The following is a 16107-nucleotide window of genomic DNA, read 5'->3' as shown; positions in this document are numbered from 1 at the left end:
GGCTACAAGATTGACCGTGTTGTTCCGATCGACCAATTTCTCTGGTCGGCGCATGTCGAAGCGGTGGCCTTGCTCAGCAAGAAGTAGGCCAAAGCGGCTAGAGCGAATTCCGACCAAATCGACGCGTTCTACCGGAGGGAATTCGTGGACAAGGTCAAGGGGTTTGGCTTCGTCCGATGGGTGGACATCGGCCTTGCCACCTTCCGCATGGATTGTCTCGCCATCCGGGAAACAGAACTGCGTTTATATGATCGGAAATTGCTCTAGCTAGAACAGTTTCATCTGGTCGTCAGGCTCTTGTGACTTGGCCCGTGCCGGTTTCTTGCGCTCTTCCACAGTTTCATTAACACGTTCCTGAATCTCCGTTCCTGTATTGGCGAAATTATTCACCTTGTCGGATACGGGTATGGCTTCGAAGAAATCCGCCTGCGCAGGCTTCAACAGACCGGCGACGTGGCGAGGTTCCTGCGTCTTGCAGTCGAGCCAGCGCGAAAAATCCTTCTGCTCGATCACCACGGGCGTGCGGTCATGGATAAAGCGCAGATTTTCACTGGCGCTGGTCGTCAGGATCGCGCCCGTATCAATTTCAGAGCCCTCGGCATTGGCCCAGGGCTCGTAGAGACCGGCAAAGGCAATAATTTCGCCATTGCGCGGACGGATCCAATAGGCCTGCGATTTCTTATCGCCCGTTCGCCGCCATTCGTAGAAGCCCGAAGCCGGGATCAGAGCGCGGCGATGACGCATCGCTGTCTTAAATGAGGCCTTTTCAATCGCCGTTTCCGAGCGGGCGTTGATCATCAATGGATAATTGGCGGTGTCCTTCACCCATCCCGGAATGAAGCCCCATCGAACAAGCAACGCGCGGCGGTTGGGCCGGTTGCTGCCGGGCGGCGGCGTATCACCGCTGACGACCATTAGGATCGGCTGTGTTGGAGCAATGTTGTAGCGTTGCGGAAATGCTTCAAGTTCCATCAGATCGAACCAGGCTTCGATCTCTTCCGGAGTACCGAGGAGGGAAAAACGTCCGCACATGCAAGTTGGGCCTGATTTGAATTGGGAGTGGCGATCATCCGCATTTGCATTGCCGGGTCAAGCTATCGGCGCTCTTGTCAAACACTCAACCACCACTTACCCCTGATATATGGACCAGATTCCCCTTTCCGCAACTGTCGATGGTGTTTCGGCCGTTTGCATTCGCGACCAGGCATTCCTGCTCGTCGAACGCGGACGCGAACCGTCGAAGGGCTGGCTGGCATTTCCAGGTGGCCGGCGCGAGGACGGCGAAACTCCGCACGAGGCGGCAATTCGCGAGCTTTATGAGGAAACGGGCATCGTCGCGAGCAATGTCTCGTATCTTACAACAGTGACCTTTGACTATTCGACACCCGAATTTCCGTCACCGAAACCGTTCCGTCTCGCCGTTTTCCTCGCTCACGATCCCATGGGGGAAGCCATCGCCGCCGATGATGCGGCTGCGGTGCATTGGTTACGGGTGGAGGAGATGGCGGCATTCGACGTGACGGAAAGCGTGTTGGAAGTTGCACAATATCTGGCACACTCTTTCGAAAGTTGAGGGTATTAACCATCGACGCCTTGAAGGTGCCTTGCTTTCGGGCAACATGCCTCTCTACTTGAATTTTCAGGGCTCAGGGCTTTCCGTGCGGCGTACAGCATTGATCACAGCGCTTTTGGCGGCGATTTTCGCAGCGGCACCGGCCTATGCGGTCGATCCGCTGTATGAGGCAAAACTTCTTCGCCTTGCCGAGGTGCTGGGATCGATCCATTCCTTGCGCAACCTTTGCGGTGAAAAGAGCAGCCAGTGGCGCGATCGCATGGATTCCCTGCTCTTGGCGGAAAATCCTGACCCTGCGCGCAGGGCAAGGCTGATAGCTGGATTCAACCGCGGTTACCGCACATTCAACGAGACATATTCGACGTGTACCAGCCAGGCGATTGCGGCGATTGACCGCTACCAGGCAGAAGGAATGAGGCTTTCTTCTGAGATCGTATCGGGCTATGGAAATTAACCAGGCTTTAACTGTTGGAGCCAATGGACCGCATTTTAGACAAAACCTATGGTATTATTTAGCGGTAGTTTAAGAATTGGCCTCGGCCAAGGATGGTATATCATGAACATGACATCGACAGACCTTGATAGGTTGGTTGCAGAAGAAAAAAAACTGGTTGCGATCGAATATCAGAATGAAGTCTGGGCAGATGGCACGCTTGAAGGTATCGAACCCGAAATTATGGCCGAAGCCGCTTTCGCAACCGCGTTGACCGAATTGATCCGCGATAACGGCGAAGTGTCGGCGTTGGCCTTGCTTGAAGTGCTGCGTGAACGTATTTCTGCAGGTGAGTTTTCATCGAATCGCGTTCTGCAATAATTAGAGCAATAGACATCCAAATGGGACCGTTCTGCCGGAGAGAATTCGTGGTCATGGTCAAGGGGTTTGGCGAGACCGATGTGATTGCATCGGACGAAGCCGAAGCCCGAAGGATTTGGCCCGAATGCACCCCGCCCTTCGGGTTTCCGGCTGGCGGACACCCACTTTGTCAGGCGGCTTCATCCGATGGAAAGACATCGACCCCGCCACCTTTGGCGTGGATTGTCTCGCCATCTGAGAAACAGAACTGGCTCCATTTGAATGCCTATTGCTCTAACACTCGGGTGATCCTGCATGCTTGAAAAGCACATTTCCGCTTCCGCGATCGCCAGAACCGGTATTCTAGCAGTTGCGGTCTGTGTTTTCAGCTTTCCGGCTCTGTCCGCTGATCGCGATGTGCCAGTTCAACTCGCCTTGAGCGAGATCAAGAAAGAAGATCTTCCAAAAGCAGCAGAATCGGCGCCCGCCAAGCCGGGTACTGAGCAGAAGCCAGCCGGCGAAACGCAAAAGCCGGCAGCTTCGCCAGACAATCCGGCTGCCGCACCTGATAATCCCGACAAGGCGCCTGCCGCAACGGATGATGGCGGCAGTGGTTCGTCGAACAGCAATGTTGCCATGCCGAACGCCAAGGAAGGGGCACCGATCCCCCAGGTAGAGTACGACGTCAGCAAACTGCCATTCCCCGTGCAAAAAATGCGCGAGCTTATTCTGACAGCCGCAAAGTCTGGATCGATCGAGGCGCTTCGACCGCTCATCGGTTCCGGCGATGATGTTACAATGCTGTCGCTTACGGACATCGAAGGCGATCCTCTGGCGTACCTGAAAAGCCTCGCCGGCGATTCTGATGGCCAGGAGATTCTCGCCATCCTCGTTGATGTGCTCGAGTCAGGCTATGTGCATCTCGATGCAGGCACGCCAGACGAGCTCTATGTCTGGCCTTATTTCTTCGCCTATCCGCTCGACAAACTCGACGCGAAGCAAAAGGTCGAGCTCTTCCAGATTGTCACCGCTGGCGATTATGACGAGATGAAGCAGTTCGGAACGTATGTGTTCTATCGTCTCGGCATCACTCCAAAAGGCCGCTGGCGGTTTTTCGTGACGGGCGACTGAGACGTCCTCCGGGGCGCCTTCACGATAGCTCAGTTTTCCAGTCGGTTCTTGGCTCTTTTCGAGGTTAGCGTTTCAGCATGTCCAGGTTACGCGTTGCAATTCTGTTTGGTGGCAAGTCAGCCGAACATGATGTTTCTGTCATGTCGGCCCGCAACGTAGCTCAGGCAATCGATCAAGAACGCTATGACGTCGTGCTGATCGGAATCACGCGCCAAGGTCAGTGGCTGCTCGTTGAGAGTGAATTTCCACATTCGGTTCCCGAGGACGGTGCGCAGATCAATTTTCTGCCCGGCGGCAAAGGCCGGGCGCTGGTTATTCCGCAATCCGGCCCCGCATACGAAATTGCACCTGTTGATGTGCTGATTCCCGTATTGCATGGCCCCTTTGGTGAAGACGGCTCTGTTCAAGGTTTGGCGGAAGTAGCTGGCGTACCCTATGTGGGATGTGGCATTTTCGGTTCAGCGGCGGCCATGGACAAGCACCAGGCCAAATGCTTGCTGGCTCAAGCCGGGTTGCCAGTGGTCCGCGGCGTGATGGTCAGCCGACAAGATTCGCCGGACATCGAAGCAATTTCACGGGATCTGGGCTGGCCTGTCTTTGTCAAACCTGTGAGACAGGGCTCCTCCGTCGGCGTCAGCAAGGCCAGGACGATCGAAGAACTCCGATTGGCCATCGATAGCGCCCTGCAATACGATAGCCGCATATTGATTGAGGAGTTCGTTGAGGCACGCGAGATTGAATTTGGCGTGCTTGAGCACGAGGACGGCACATTGCATGTCTCCGTTGCGGGCGAAATCGCCCCGGCTGCGTCTCATGGTTTCTACTCTTACGAGGCGAAATATGTCGACGCGGACGGTGCGGCGCTGTTTGTGCCCGCCCCTATCGAGCACGACATCACGATCGCGCTGCAGGACATGGCGAAGAGAGGATTCGTGGCGCTCGGTTGCGAGGGCATGGCGCGCATCGATTTCTTCCTGCGTGCCGATGGGCGGGCGTTTATAAATGAAATCAATACGATACCAGGATTTACCAATATCAGCATGTATCCAAAGGTATTCGCCGCGAGCGGTATAACCTATCCGGAACTGATCGACCGGCTGATCCGCCACGCCCTGAGACGCGCTGCCTGAAATTTTCTTTGAAAGATTTCGTTTTGATGTCACGTTCGGTAACGCTGTCTCGTCTTGTGTTCAGGCAACTGAATGCCAGACACGGAGAAACATCATGAAAGCGAGACTGAACCCCTACAACCACGAAGCCCTGAAGCCTATGCTCAAGATGGAGGAGAGCGTGGTGAATAGCGGGCTGGAAATGAGCCTGATCGAACTCGTCAAGATGCGGGCCTCACAGATCAATGGCTGCGCCTTCTGCCTCGACATGCATTCGAAAGATGCGCGCAGTAAGGGCGAGACCGAACAGCGCCTCTATTTGCTCAACGCGTGGCGGGAATCGCCGCTCTATAGCGATCGTGAACGTGCTGCCCTGGCCTGGACAGAGGCGTTGACGCTGGTCGCCAAGACCCATGCGCCGGACAGTGACTACGACACGCTGAAGGAACATTTCACCGAAGAGGAGATCGTCAAGCTTTCCATGCTGATCGTCACCATCAACGGGTGGAACCGTCTGGCCATCGGTTTCCGCTCGATCCACCCGGTAGCCAAAGACCGTGCCGCAGCCTGATAACGCGGCCGAGACGTTCAACCGCCTCAGACCGCGACTGATCCGCATTGCTTATCGCATGCTCGGATCGGTCGCGGAGGCGGAGGATATCGTTCAGGAAGGTTTCCTTCGCTGGCATCAGGCCGACCGGTCAGAGGTGCGCAGCCAAGAGGCCTTTCTGGTGCGCACCATTACGCGGCTGTGCCTTGACCATTTGAAATCCGCACGCGTTCGAAGGGAAACCTATGTGGGAAACTGGCTGCCAGAACCTATATTCGACCCGAGCGAAGAGGAGTCAGACAGCGACATCACCCTGACGCTGATGATGGCCCTGGAGCGGCTTTCGCCATTGGAACGCGCGGCATTCCTGCTGCACGACGTGTTCGGGCAGGACTTCAATCAGATTTCCGAAGCAATTGGCCGCGATCCGGCGACTTGCCGCCAGCTTGCGAGCCGGGCACGCAATCATGTTCAGCAAGCCAAGCCACGTTTTCCGGTGTCCGACGAGCAGGGGCAGAATATAGCAAGGGCTTTCTTCAATGCCTCACGCAGTGGCGACATGCAGGCGCTGCAATCGCTCCTGGCGGATGATGTGGTGATGTATGCCGATGGTGGTGGAATTCGTCCTTCCACGATCAACCCGATCTATACGATTGCCAAGGTTTCCCGCTTCTTCGATGGCATTGCCCGCCACGTGCAATACCGGTTCCCGCCGCTTTTGCATGAGGGGATGATCGATGGACTGCCCGGTTTTGTAACTACCGAGTTCGATGGGATTCCGCAGACAACTGCTCTCGAAATCGAGAACGGCAAGATCAAGACGATTTATATCGTGCGCAATCCGGAAAAACTAGGCCATCTGGCATTTGCGAAATCATCGCCTCAAGGTACAGCTTGACGGAAGATCCACGCAACGGACGGTGCCATGACCACCAAGCTGACCATGTATCAGGTCGATGCCTTCACGACAGAGCTGTTCAGTGGCAACCCGGCCGCTGTCCTCGTTCTGGATGACTGGCTTCCCGACACGACGATGCAAGCGATTGCAGCCGAGAACAATCTGGCCGAGACGGCCTTTGTAAAGCGTAACGCAAGCGGCTGGGATTTGCGCTGGTTCGCGCCGCTGCATGAGGTCGATTTCTGCGGTCATGCAACACTCGCCACGTCGCATGCGCTCGCGCACGAGCTGGGCATGGAGGGCGAACTCGCCTTCGAAACGCGTGTTGGAACATTGCGCGTCAACCGCAAGAACTCAGCCTATCAGCTTGATTTTCCGAGCTTTCCTCCAGAGCCGATCAACGATGTTTCGCCACTATTGAGGCAAATCGCCGGCGAGAACGCAGTTGCGTTCAAGAATTTCGAAAATCTGTTCGTCGAATTGGAAGATGAACAGGCTGTGCGCGGTTTCATTCCGGACCTACCGAGGATCACGGCACTTGGTCCCTTTGGTCTTGTCGTCACGGCGAAGGGAAACGAACATGATTTCGTCTCCCGCTATTTCGCGCCCTATGCAGGTATTCCGGAGGATCCGGTGACAGGGTCGATCCATGCAACGCTGACGCCCTACTGGGCCGCGAAGCTCGGCAAGACGGAGCTGTCAGCCTTCCAGTGTTCAAAGCGCGGGGGGCATCTGCTCTGTGAGCTTGCCGGCGACCGAGTGCTCATCACTGGTTCAGCCGTCACCTTCATGAAAGCGGAAATCTATCTGCCCTGAAAAAGAGCCTCGCCAAACAGCACAGGTTCGCCTTGTGAAGGCGTGACGATCGCACCTTCCCACATCACTTTGTGACCCCGAACGATCGTCCCAACCGGCCACCCGGTGACGGTCTTGCCATCATAGGGCGTCCAGCCAGCCTTCGAGCCGACCTGCGCATTGGTGATGGTTTCCCGTCGCTTCATGTCGACAATCGTCAAGTCGGCATCATAGCCAACCGCGATGCGGCCCTTGCGAGCCATGCCGAACAGGCGGTTCGGGCCATGCGAGCTTAGATCAACGAAGCGTTCGATCGACATGCGCCCTGCATTCACATGGTCGAGCATGATCGGCACCAGTGTCTGCACGCCGGTCATTCCGGAGGGTGAAGCCGGATAGGGTTTTGATTTTTCTTCCAGCGTATGCGGCGCGTGATCAGAGCCGAGCACATCAACAATCCCCTGCACGATGCCCTTCCAGACACCGTCGCGATGGCGCGCATCGCGCACCGGCGGGTTCATCTGCAGCAGTGTCCCAAGCGTCGCATACTGGCTGGCATCGAGCGTCAGATGATGCGGCGTCGCCTCGCAGCTTGCCACATCCTTGTGATCCTTCAGGAAGTCTATCTCCTCGGCCGTCGAGATATGCAGGACATGGATCCGGGCCCGCGCCTCCCGCGCGATCCGTACCAGACGTTCGGTACATTTGAGCGCCGCGATCTCGTCGCGCCACACGGGGTGGGATGATGGATCACCGGGAATGCGCAGACCTTCGCGCTCGCGCAGGCGGAATTCGTCTTCCGAGTGGAAGGCGGCACGGCGGCGGGTGTTTTTCAGAATCGAGCGCACGCCCTCATCGTCCTCGACGAGAAGATCGCCGGTTGACGAGCCCATGAACACCTTGATGCCGGCGGCGCCGGGCAGCCGCTCAAGCTCGGCGACGTCATTTGCATTGTCACGCGTACCGCCGACCCAGAAGGCAAAATCGCAGTGCATACGATGGTGGCCGCGCTGCACCTTGTCCGCAAGGGTTTCGGCGGAAGTGGTCAAGGGCTTGGTGTTGGGCATTTCAAAGACAGCCGTCACGCCGCCGAGAACAGCGGAGCGCGAGCCGCTCTCGAGATCTTCCTTGTGTTCAAGCCCCGGTTCGCGGAAATGCACCTGACTGTCCACCACACCCGGCAGGATGTGCAAGCCAGTGGCATCGATGATCTCACCCGCCGAAGCACCGCCGAGATTGCCAATGGCGGCTATGCGGCCATTCGTGATGCCGATATCGCGCAGGCCAACACCATCCTGGTTGACGACAATACCGCTTCGAAAGATCGTGTCGAAAGTTTGAGCCATCTGCTTTCCATTCCAGCCTTGCGAACCTGTTCCTTGCGGATTACGTAACAGGAACGCGAAAGGCAAGGGTGATGCAATGCCATCGGCAAGTTTAAACGGACGAGCGCTCCTCAATGTGACCGGCGAGGATGCCGAAAGCTTCCTCCAGAACCTGATCACGACCGATCTCGACACCCTTGAACGCGGCGATCTGAGACCGGGCACTTTGCTCAGTCCGCAAGGCAAGATCCTGTTCGAATTCCTTATCTCGCGCAATGGCGATGGCTTTCGTCTCGATACGCTGCAAACTTCCGCGGATGATCTCCTGAAGCGTCTCACGCTCTACAAGTTGCGCGCGAAAGTACAAATTGCTGTGGATTCAGAATCGCTTGTCCGGGTTTCCTGGAAAAGTGAGTCCAGCACTTCAGACGTTGATTCAACCGCCCGTGATCGACGCTTTCCCGATGTGCTGAACGTTCGGCGGCACTATGGTGGCAAGCAGCCACCTGGTGGAGACGAATCCACCTGGACAGTCCTGCGCATAGCCCATGGCGTTGCGGAAGCACCTTATGATTATGCGCTTGGCGACGCCTTCCCGCATGACGTTAATCTGGACCAGACTGGCGGCGTGTCGTTCAAGAAGGGCTGTTTCGTCGGTCAGGAAGTCGTCTCGCGCATGCAGCATCGGGGCACGGCGCGGAAGCGTATCCTTGTTGCGAGCGGCACGTCGGATTTGCCCGCAACCGGCGCAGCGATTACGGCGAACGGCCGCGAGATCGGTACGCTCGGCAGCGTCGCTGGGAAAGCCGGGCTGGCGCTTGTCCGCATCGATCGGGTGAAAGACGCGATGGACGGCGACACGCCTATTCTGGCAGGAGAGATTGCCATCCACCTTGCCATTCCGCCCGAACACCGGTTTACATTCCCCGAGGCGACGCAAGAAGCCTGAGCGGGGATCGTTAATGCCGGCAAAGCCGCAAACCATTTTACTAAAGAAAACTGAACTGCGAGCGTGGCAGCGTATGTTGTCCGGGCGCAGGCTGGATTTGCTCGACCCTTCGCCGCTGGATATCGAAATCGAAGACATCGCCCAGGGCTTGGCCCGCGTCGCTCGCTGGAATGGCCAAACCGTTGGCGAACATGCTTTTTCGGTGGCACAACATTCACTGCTGGTCGAAGAAATCTTTGGCAAGATCGTCCCGGATGCGACCACAGAGCAGCGGCTTATTGCTCTCCTCCATGATGCCCCGGAATATGTGATCGGCGACATGATTTCGCCGTTCAAAGCCGTTGTCGGCGGTGATTACAAAAGCGTGGAACTGCGTCTGCAGCATGCCATTCATCTACGATTTTCGCTCTCGCCAGTGGTAAAACAAGATCTGCGCACCCTGATCAAGCGGGCTGACGCGATTGCGGCCTACTTCGAGGCGACGTGCCTTGCCGGATTTGCCGAGAAAGAAGCGGTACAATTTTTTGGCCGCCCGCGCGGTATTGACCCGCAAGGTCTCGACTTGACCGTCATGGCAACCCAGAATGTGCAAAATGCTTTTCTGCAGCGCTTTGCATTTCTTGATAATCAACGGATGCAGAATCGAGGATAAGATCATGCCGCATATCGTTGTTTCGCCACTTTCCCGCCTTGCGGAGTCTGCAACGCGTTTCGGCGCCCGCGATATGATAACGCTGATCAATAGCGGCACACCGGTGCCGCGCCCGGCCGAGATTGCCGAAGAGCGTCACCTCTTTCTCGGTTTCAATGACATCATCGAGCCAACCGAGGGCATGATCCATCCGATCGCTGATCATGTCAGTCATTTGATCGAATTCGGCCAGCGCTGGGATCGCAAGGCACCCCTTCTCATCCACTGCTATGCCGGTATTTCGCGTTCCACAGCCGGTGCCTACATTGCGGCGCTGGCGCTCAATCCGGAGCTTGATGAGGGCAAGCTGGCCCAGACGCTGCGTCGAAATGCGCCCTCCGCAACACCCAACAGCCGGCTGGTAGCGCTTGCCGACGACATGCTTGGCCGTCAGGGTCGCATGGTCGATGCAATCAAGGCAATCGGGCGCGGCGAAGAAGCCTTCGAAGGCACGCCCTTCGTTCTACCGCTCGTGGTGTAATCATGACCGGCGCACCCAATGCGGTTGAAATCAACCTGAGCGCCGCCATCGTTGCCGTGACGAACAATGACCCGCTGATCCTGACCACGCCTTCCGGCGACGATGCGGAGCGCGACGAACTGCCGTTCGGCCCGTTCAATCCCCTGCAGCATCGAACCTTCGAGACCGGGCTGCGGGAGTGGGTGGCGGAACAGACGCCCTTGCGCCTCGGCTACGTCGAACAGCTTTATACGTTCGGCGATCGCGGCCGCCACAAGACGGCGGAAGATCGAGACCTGCATATAGTCTCAGTGGGCTATCTCGCGCTTACGCGCATAACCGAAGACAACAAAGAAGCCCTGCGCAAATCCGGCGCACGCTGGCGCAGCTGGTATTCGTTCCTGCCCTGGGAAGACTGGCGTGGCGGCAAGCCTGCGATAATCGACGAGACGATCCGGCCGGCATTGCTTGCCTGGGCGGAAAGGAGCGGCGTGCCGGCGCGGCAAAGCCGGTTTCGGCTCGCTTTTGGCCATGACGGCATTGTCTGGGACGAAGAGCGCGTCCTTGAACGCTATGAGCTGCTGTATGAGGCAGGGTTGATTGAAGAGGCGGCGCGCGACGGGCGTGCTGAACGCACCGATCTTGCGCGCGTCTTGGGCCTGCCGATGAGTTTCGACCATAGGCGCATACTTGCCACGGCCATTTCGCGGCTGCGCGCCAAACTCAAATACCGGCCCGTTGTCTTCGAACTGATGCCGCCGACGTTTACGCTGACAGCGCTGCAGGAGACGGTGGAGGCGATTTCCGGCCGACACCTGCACAAGCAGAATTTCCGTCGGCTGGTCGAGACGACGGAGTTGGTTGAACCCACGGGCGCTGAACAGACGCAGGCCCGCGGGCGGCCTGCGGCGCTTTATCGTTTCCGTCACAATGTGCTGGAGGAGCGCAGCGTGGCAGGGCTTAGGGTGGGCGGCAGAGGATAGGGAGACAGAAATGGACGACAAACCGACATCACTCAATGCAGATGGCATTTCTGAACCATTCGCGTCGGACACCGTGCCGTGGGAAGAATGGTCACAAGGCAGCCGCTACGGCACACGCTTCCGCTATCTGTCCGGCTTCGGCGGCGCTAATCATGTCGGTGTCGCCTTGGAAGAGCTATCGCCCGGCATGGAGTCGAGCCTCAATCACTATCATATGCTTGAGGAGGAACAGGCTTATATCCTGGAGGGTGAAATGACACTGCGCCTCGGCGACAAGACCTTTGCGATGAAGGCCGGTGATCACGTCGTCTTTCCCGCCGGGCAGAAGGTAGGCCATTCCTTCTACAATCACAGCGATGCGCCTTGCCGCTTTATCATCATCGGCGAAAAGAACCCCAATGACGTGATTTTCTATCCCGAAACCGGTCGCGTCGGCGTTCGGTTGATGGGCGAAGGCTATGACCGATCAGCCACGATGGAATACTGGCAAGGCGCGGATACAGAGCGGAAAGATCGAAATAGCGCATAAACCGCTACTATGACATCATTGGCGAGAGTAAGCCGGTCTTGCCGGATGTCGCTGCACGCCTCGGCAGGGCCTTTGGCAATGGCGCGGAGATTTGGCTGCGAATGCAGGCCGCCCACGATGCCTGGCACGCGGAGCGCGAGGTTGACGTGAGCAATATCCCCACGATCCGGGCGGCATAGTTCTTATTTCAGCAGATAAACGTTTTCGTCACCGGGGAACGTGCGTGAGCGCACGTCTGTCGCATAAGACTTGACCGCTTCGTCGATGGCGGTGCCGATAGCGCCGTAGACCTTGACGAATTTGGGCGGCTTCGGGTTATAGCCGAGCATGTCTTCAAGCACGAGGATCTGGCCGTCGCATTCTCTCGACCCGCCAATTCCTATGGTCGGAATAGCGCACTCGCGGGAGATCTCCGCCGCAAGCGGCTCGACAATCCCCTCAAGCACCACCGAAAAAGCGCCTGCAGCACTTACTGCCTGCGCATCGGCCTTGATAAGGGGCCATAGCGCTGTGTCACGCCCTTGCGTCTTGAAACCACCGAGCGTGTTGATCGATTGCGGCGTCAGCCCGATATGCGCCATGACCGGTATGCCACGTTCGGTGAGGAAGCGAATGGTATCGGCCATCCGGACGCCGCCTTCGAGCTTGACCGCGCCGCAGCCGGTTTCCTGCATGACGCGTGCAGCATTGCGAAATGCCATTGCCGGGCTTTCCTCATAGGAACCAAAGGGCATATCGACCACAACCATCGCCCGCTTTGAGCCCCGGACGACAGCACGGCCGTGAGCGATCATCAGGTCAAGCGAGACGTCAAGTGTTGAGTCCATGGCATAGAGGACCATACCGAGACTGTCGCCGACGAGGAGTATATCGGCATGGTTGTCGACGATCCGGGCGGTATTGGCATGGTATGAGGTCAACGCGACGATCGGCTCTACGCCCTTGCGCCCCCGGATTTCCGGTGCAGTGACCCGGCGAATAGTGACTTCCTGGCTCATGTTTCTCCCCTCCCTCGCCCTTGTTCAGCCGATGACGCGCTGATCGATCAGCCGCACCTTGCCAAAGCGAACCGTCAAAAGGATGACGACAGGCTGCTTAAATTTACCCGAGACTGGATCAAGTGTCTGCGCATCGCGAATATCAACGGATTCGATCTCGCCGCGCTTTTCGGTTTCGAGAACTGCACGCACCGCGTTGCGAATGGCCGGGACGGAGCGTTGACCTTCCGCAACCATTTCCTCTACCTGAGCCAGTGATTTCGCCAGAATGACGGCAGCCTTGCGGTCGGCGGGCGTCAGCATGGCATTGCGCGATGAACAGGCAACGCCGTCGTCCTCACGCACGGTTTCCACGCCGGTAATTTTAATTGGCATATCGAGATCAGCCACCATGCGGCGGATAATCGTCAGTTGCTGATAGTCCTTCTCGCCGAAAAACGCATGATCCGGTTGAACGATATTGAACAGTTTTGTGACGACGGTTGTTACCCCGCGGAAATGTCCGGGACGGATCTTGCCGATCAGGATGCGCGACAGAACTGGATTATCGACGATCGTATTGGCACCAGGCCGGTAGATTTCGGCGACTTCCGGCGTAAATACGTAGTCGACGCCTTCAGCCTTGAGCTTTGCGAGATCGCCTGCCATGTCCCGCGGGTAAGTGGAAAGGTCTTCGTTCGGCCCGAACTGCGTCGGGTTGACGAAGATCGAAACCACGGTGATATCGCTGGCAGCTTTCGACTGGCGGACCAGCGTCATGTGGCCGATATGCAGATAGCCCATGGTTGGGACGAGACCGATGGATTTGCCTTTAAGCCGTTCGGATTTGAGAGCAGCACGCAGTTCAGCAATCGTAGCGATGACTTTCATGTCAGTTCAATATCCAGTCCGATATCCAGCGGTGGTGCTGCCATAGTGATTTTTGATGTCGAAATATAGTCGACGCCGGTTTCTGCAATTGCTTTGATAGTGTCGAAAGCGATTGCGCCGGACGCTTCCAGCCTGGCGCGGCCAGCGTTTATTTTAACCGCCTTTTCAAGGAGTTCCGGCCCCATATTATCAAGAAGAATCAGATCCGCCTTGACTGACAGTGCTTCCTCGAACTGCTCAAGACCGTCCACTTCGACTTCGATCTTGACCAGATGGCCCGCATAGGCGCGGGCAGCGAGTATAGCCTTTGCCACGCCGCCCGCGACGGCAATGTGGTTGTCCTTGATCAAGATCGCATCGTCGAGGCCGAAACGATGATTGGCGCCACCACCGCATTTCACCGCATATTTGGCGAAGGCTCGCATGCCGGGAATGGTTTTGCGGGTATCGCAAACCCTGGCATTCGTGTGGGCAATCAGGTCAGCGAATTTCGCCGTATAGCTGGCGATACCGCTCAAATGCATCAGGTAGTTAAGCGCAACCCGCTCGGCCGACAGGATGGCGCGCGCATTGCCCTCGATCCGCGCGACTTTGTCGCCGCGATTGACCCGCGCGCCGTCTTTCACAAAAGCCGTGAATTTCAGAGACGGCTCGATCAGCGCAAAAGCGGTCCGCGCAAAGCCCATGCCGCAGATCGTCCCGGCTTCGCGGCTGGAGAGCACCGCCGCAGCGGTGACTTCTTCCGGCAAGGTCGAACTTGTTGTGATATCCCCTGCCCGGCCCAGGTCTTCGAGCAAGGCGGCGCGCACAGCATCTTCGATCAACAGTTGCGGCAAGGATGGCGAAAAAGCCTTTTGCGCTTCGTCTGGTTTACCCGCCATCAGGCCAGCTCCATCATCTCGTCCACTGTGGTTTCGGCGTCAGCCAGGGTCAAGAATGTCCGGTGCTGCCATTCGGGTCGTTTTTTGGGGAAGTCAGTGCGAAAATGCCCGCCGCGGCTTTCCTCACGGCGTAAAGCGCAAATTGCAACGAGCTTTGCGGTCGCCAGCACATTGCGGAATGCTGCGTCGCGATTAGCCTTTTCCAGTTGGAGAATGGTCTTCAGCCCCTCCAGCATACCCTTGCGCTCGCGGATAACGCCAAAACTCGCGCTCATCGTCTTGCGCAATGTGGTCATCGCAGCCGTGTCGGCTTCGGCCTGCAGGTCGTCCCTGTCCACCGAACCCTTTGACCAGTCGCCGGTATATTTGCCGTCACCCCTGCCGATCCTGGCCGCGATGCGCGCCGAAAACACCACCGCTTCGAGAAGCGAATTCGACGCCAGGCGATTCGCGCCATGCGCACCTGTTGATGTGCATTCGCCGCAAGCCCAAAGGCCATCGATAGAAGTGCGCCCATCCTGATCGGTCAGAATGCCGCCCATGAAATAGTGCGCCGCCGGAACAACGGGAATGGGTTCGACGACCGGGTCGATGCCGGCGTTGCGGCAATATTTGTAGACTGTCGGGAATTCTTCGGCAAACGTCGCTCCAACGGCCTTCGTGCAATCGAGCCAGGCGCCGCGTCCGCTCATGACTTCGGCATAGATGCCGCGTGCCACGACATCGCGCGGAGCAAGCTCCGCATCGGAATCGATCTTCAACATGAAGCGCTCACCGGCACGATTGATCAGCGTTGCGCCATGCCCCCGCAGGGCCTCGGTCGCCAGCGGTGCTGGATCCTTGTCGACATTCAGTGCCGTTGGATGAAACTGCACGAATTCCATGTCAGCCATCCTGGCACCGGCGCGAGCCGCCATGCCGATGCCCTCGCCGCGCGCCTCAGAAGGGTTGGTTGTCACCGCATAGAGATGGCCAATGCCACCTGTCGCGATCACAACCGTCCGCGCGGAGAGCGTTACTCTGCTGCCGCGGCCCGCTTCCGTCCGTGCAATGACGCCGGTTACAGCGCCCTTCTCCGTGGTGATGTCTTCGACCACGTAGCCTTCCATCACCCGAATGGACGGGGTGTCATCAACCGTCTTTACAAGAGCCTGCATGATGGCGCGTCCCGCCATATCGCCACGGACGCGAACGATCCGGCTCTCAGAATGGGCGGCTTCGCGCGAGACCTGGAGCCTGCCTTCAAGATCGCGATCGAATGGAACCCCGTACTCAAGCAGATCGTGGACGCGCGCGGCCGCTTCGCTCGCCATAAGACGGGCAATGCCCTCATCAACGATACCGTCACCGGCAGCTACAGTGTCGGCCACGTGCTTTTCCATCGTATCGCCTTCCGAGACGGCAGCCGCGATACCCGCCTGTGCCCAGGCGGAAGAGGCACCTCGACCGATCGGTGCCGCTGCGAGGACCGTGACCGGCCGCGGCGCCAGCTTCAGCGCACAGAAGAGTCCGGCAAGGCCGCCGCCGATAATGATGACGGGATCGGATTGAATGGACATGAGCGTCGCCTCC

Annotated in this window: 20 protein-coding genes and 1 pseudogene; 15 read left to right on the top strand and 6 right to left on the bottom strand. The window is 57.7% G+C overall.

The features are described from left to right. The first annotated feature begins 144 nt into the window (after nt 1–144). Nucleotides 145–267: a hypothetical protein gene (locus tag AAAC48_RS13635; protein WP_340654694.1), complete on the top strand. Its 123-nt coding sequence runs from the start codon at nt 145–147 to the stop codon at nt 265–267. Here the strand turns inward: AAAC48_RS13635 and AAAC48_RS13630 are convergent, their stop codons facing one another. Next, a complete protein-coding gene (locus tag AAAC48_RS13630) occupies nt 268–1032 on the bottom strand; it encodes an SOS response-associated peptidase (protein ID WP_340654693.1) in 765 nt (254 codons plus the stop codon). Nucleotides 1033–1141: 109 nt separating this feature from the next. Here AAAC48_RS13630 and AAAC48_RS13625 point away from each other — a divergent pair, with 109 nt between their 5' ends. The 8 genes from AAAC48_RS13625 (at nt 1142) to AAAC48_RS13590 (ending at nt 6870) form a co-directional block, all read left to right on the top strand. Continuing rightward, nucleotides 1142–1573: an NUDIX domain-containing protein gene (locus AAAC48_RS13625; RefSeq protein WP_340654692.1), complete on the top strand. Its 432-nt coding sequence runs from the start codon at nt 1142–1144 to the stop codon at nt 1571–1573. Nucleotides 1574–1619: 46 nt separating this feature from the next. Beyond that, on the top strand, nt 1620–2027 hold the full coding sequence (locus tag AAAC48_RS13620; protein WP_340654691.1) for a TIGR02301 family protein: 408 nt from the start codon (nt 1620–1622) through the stop codon (nt 2025–2027). Nucleotides 2028–2129: 102 nt separating this feature from the next. Beyond that, nucleotides 2130–2387, top strand: coding sequence for a hypothetical protein (locus AAAC48_RS13615; protein ID WP_099999510.1), 258 nt, complete (start codon nt 2130–2132; stop codon nt 2385–2387). Between the two features lie 294 nt (nt 2388–2681). Further along, nucleotides 2682–3497, top strand: coding sequence for a hypothetical protein (locus AAAC48_RS13610; RefSeq protein ID WP_340654690.1), 816 nt, complete (start codon nt 2682–2684; stop codon nt 3495–3497). A 77-nt stretch (nt 3498–3574) separates the two neighbouring features. Continuing rightward, on the top strand, nt 3575–4627 hold the full coding sequence (locus AAAC48_RS13605) for a D-alanine--D-alanine ligase family protein (protein WP_340654689.1): 1053 nt from the start codon (nt 3575–3577) through the stop codon (nt 4625–4627). Between the two features lie 94 nt (nt 4628–4721). After that, nucleotides 4722–5177: a carboxymuconolactone decarboxylase family protein gene (locus AAAC48_RS13600; protein WP_340654688.1), complete on the top strand. Its 456-nt coding sequence runs from the start codon at nt 4722–4724 to the stop codon at nt 5175–5177. Then, nucleotides 5164–6054 carry a sigma-70 family RNA polymerase sigma factor gene (locus tag AAAC48_RS13595; RefSeq protein ID WP_340654687.1) on the top strand — a complete coding sequence of 297 codons (891 nt, stop codon included), beginning with the start codon at nt 5164–5166 and terminating at the stop codon, nt 6052–6054. Before AAAC48_RS13600 ends, AAAC48_RS13595 begins: the two co-directional genes overlap by 14 nt. 27 nt (nt 6055–6081) lie before the next feature. Next, nucleotides 6082–6870: a PhzF family phenazine biosynthesis protein gene (locus AAAC48_RS13590; RefSeq protein WP_340654686.1), complete on the top strand. Its 789-nt coding sequence runs from the start codon at nt 6082–6084 to the stop codon at nt 6868–6870. Here AAAC48_RS13590 and AAAC48_RS13585 read toward each other — a convergent pair. Beyond that, nucleotides 6858–8195, bottom strand: coding sequence for a dihydroorotase (locus tag AAAC48_RS13585; protein WP_340654685.1), 1338 nt, complete (start codon nt 8193–8195; stop codon nt 6858–6860). The two genes, AAAC48_RS13590 and AAAC48_RS13585, sit on opposite strands and share 13 nt — an antisense overlap. Before the next feature lie 76 nt (nt 8196–8271). Between AAAC48_RS13585 and AAAC48_RS13580 the strand changes: the two genes are divergently transcribed. From AAAC48_RS13580 to AAAC48_RS13555, 6 genes and pseudogenes are all read left to right on the top strand, one after another. Further along, nucleotides 8272–9123 (top strand): folate-binding protein YgfZ, encoded by an 852-nt coding sequence (locus tag AAAC48_RS13580; protein WP_340654684.1) that lies wholly within the window; start codon nt 8272–8274, stop codon nt 9121–9123. Nucleotides 9124–9136: 13 nt separating this feature from the next. Then, nucleotides 9137–9775, top strand: a complete 639-nt coding sequence (locus AAAC48_RS13575) for an HD family hydrolase (RefSeq protein ID WP_340654683.1) — start codon at nt 9137–9139, stop codon at nt 9773–9775. A 4-nt stretch (nt 9776–9779) separates the two neighbouring features. Continuing rightward, the gene (locus AAAC48_RS13570; protein WP_340654682.1) at nt 9780–10295 is read left to right on the top strand and encodes a tyrosine phosphatase family protein; all 516 of its coding nucleotides are present in this window, start codon (nt 9780–9782) and stop codon (nt 10293–10295) included. A 2-nt stretch (nt 10296–10297) separates the two neighbouring features. Next, a complete protein-coding gene (locus AAAC48_RS13565; RefSeq protein ID WP_340654681.1) occupies nt 10298–11257 on the top strand; it encodes an NAD regulator in 960 nt (319 codons plus the stop codon). Nucleotides 11258–11267: 10 nt separating this feature from the next. Beyond that, nucleotides 11268–11786, top strand: coding sequence for a cupin domain-containing protein (locus AAAC48_RS13560; RefSeq protein ID WP_340654680.1), 519 nt, complete (start codon nt 11268–11270; stop codon nt 11784–11786). 2 nt (nt 11787–11788) lie between these two features. Further along, nucleotides 11789–11965 (top strand): annotated as a pseudogene (locus AAAC48_RS13555) (addiction module antidote protein, HigA family); the annotation flags it as partial. 3 nt (nt 11966–11968) lie between these two features. Here AAAC48_RS13555 and panB read toward each other — a convergent pair. From panB to AAAC48_RS13535, 4 genes are read right to left on the bottom strand one after another with little or no spacing between them, the layout of a single operon-like run. Continuing rightward, the gene (gene panB / locus AAAC48_RS13550; RefSeq protein WP_340654679.1) at nt 11969–12784 is read right to left on the bottom strand and encodes a 3-methyl-2-oxobutanoate hydroxymethyltransferase; all 816 of its coding nucleotides are present in this window, start codon (nt 12782–12784) and stop codon (nt 11969–11971) included. Between the two features lie 24 nt (nt 12785–12808). Further along, a complete protein-coding gene (panC, locus tag AAAC48_RS13545; RefSeq protein WP_340654678.1) occupies nt 12809–13654 on the bottom strand; it encodes a pantoate--beta-alanine ligase in 846 nt (281 codons plus the stop codon). After that, nucleotides 13651–14535 carry a carboxylating nicotinate-nucleotide diphosphorylase gene (nadC, locus tag AAAC48_RS13540; protein ID WP_340654677.1) on the bottom strand — a complete coding sequence of 295 codons (885 nt, stop codon included), beginning with the start codon at nt 14533–14535 and terminating at the stop codon, nt 13651–13653. The genes panC and nadC overlap by 4 nt, the downstream gene beginning before the upstream one ends. Beyond that, complete coding sequence (locus AAAC48_RS13535; RefSeq protein WP_340654676.1) at nt 14535–16094, bottom strand: L-aspartate oxidase; 1560 nt, start codon at nt 16092–16094, stop codon at nt 14535–14537. The genes nadC and AAAC48_RS13535 overlap by 1 nt, the downstream gene beginning before the upstream one ends. Nucleotides 16095–16107 lie beyond the last annotated feature (13 nt).

The organism is Phyllobacterium sp., assembly GCF_037994405.1.
Lineage (GTDB): Bacteria > Pseudomonadota > Alphaproteobacteria > Rhizobiales > Rhizobiaceae > Phyllobacterium.
The sequence above is the reverse complement of the archived record's forward strand: the minus strand, read 5'-3'. Positions and strand labels throughout refer to the sequence as shown.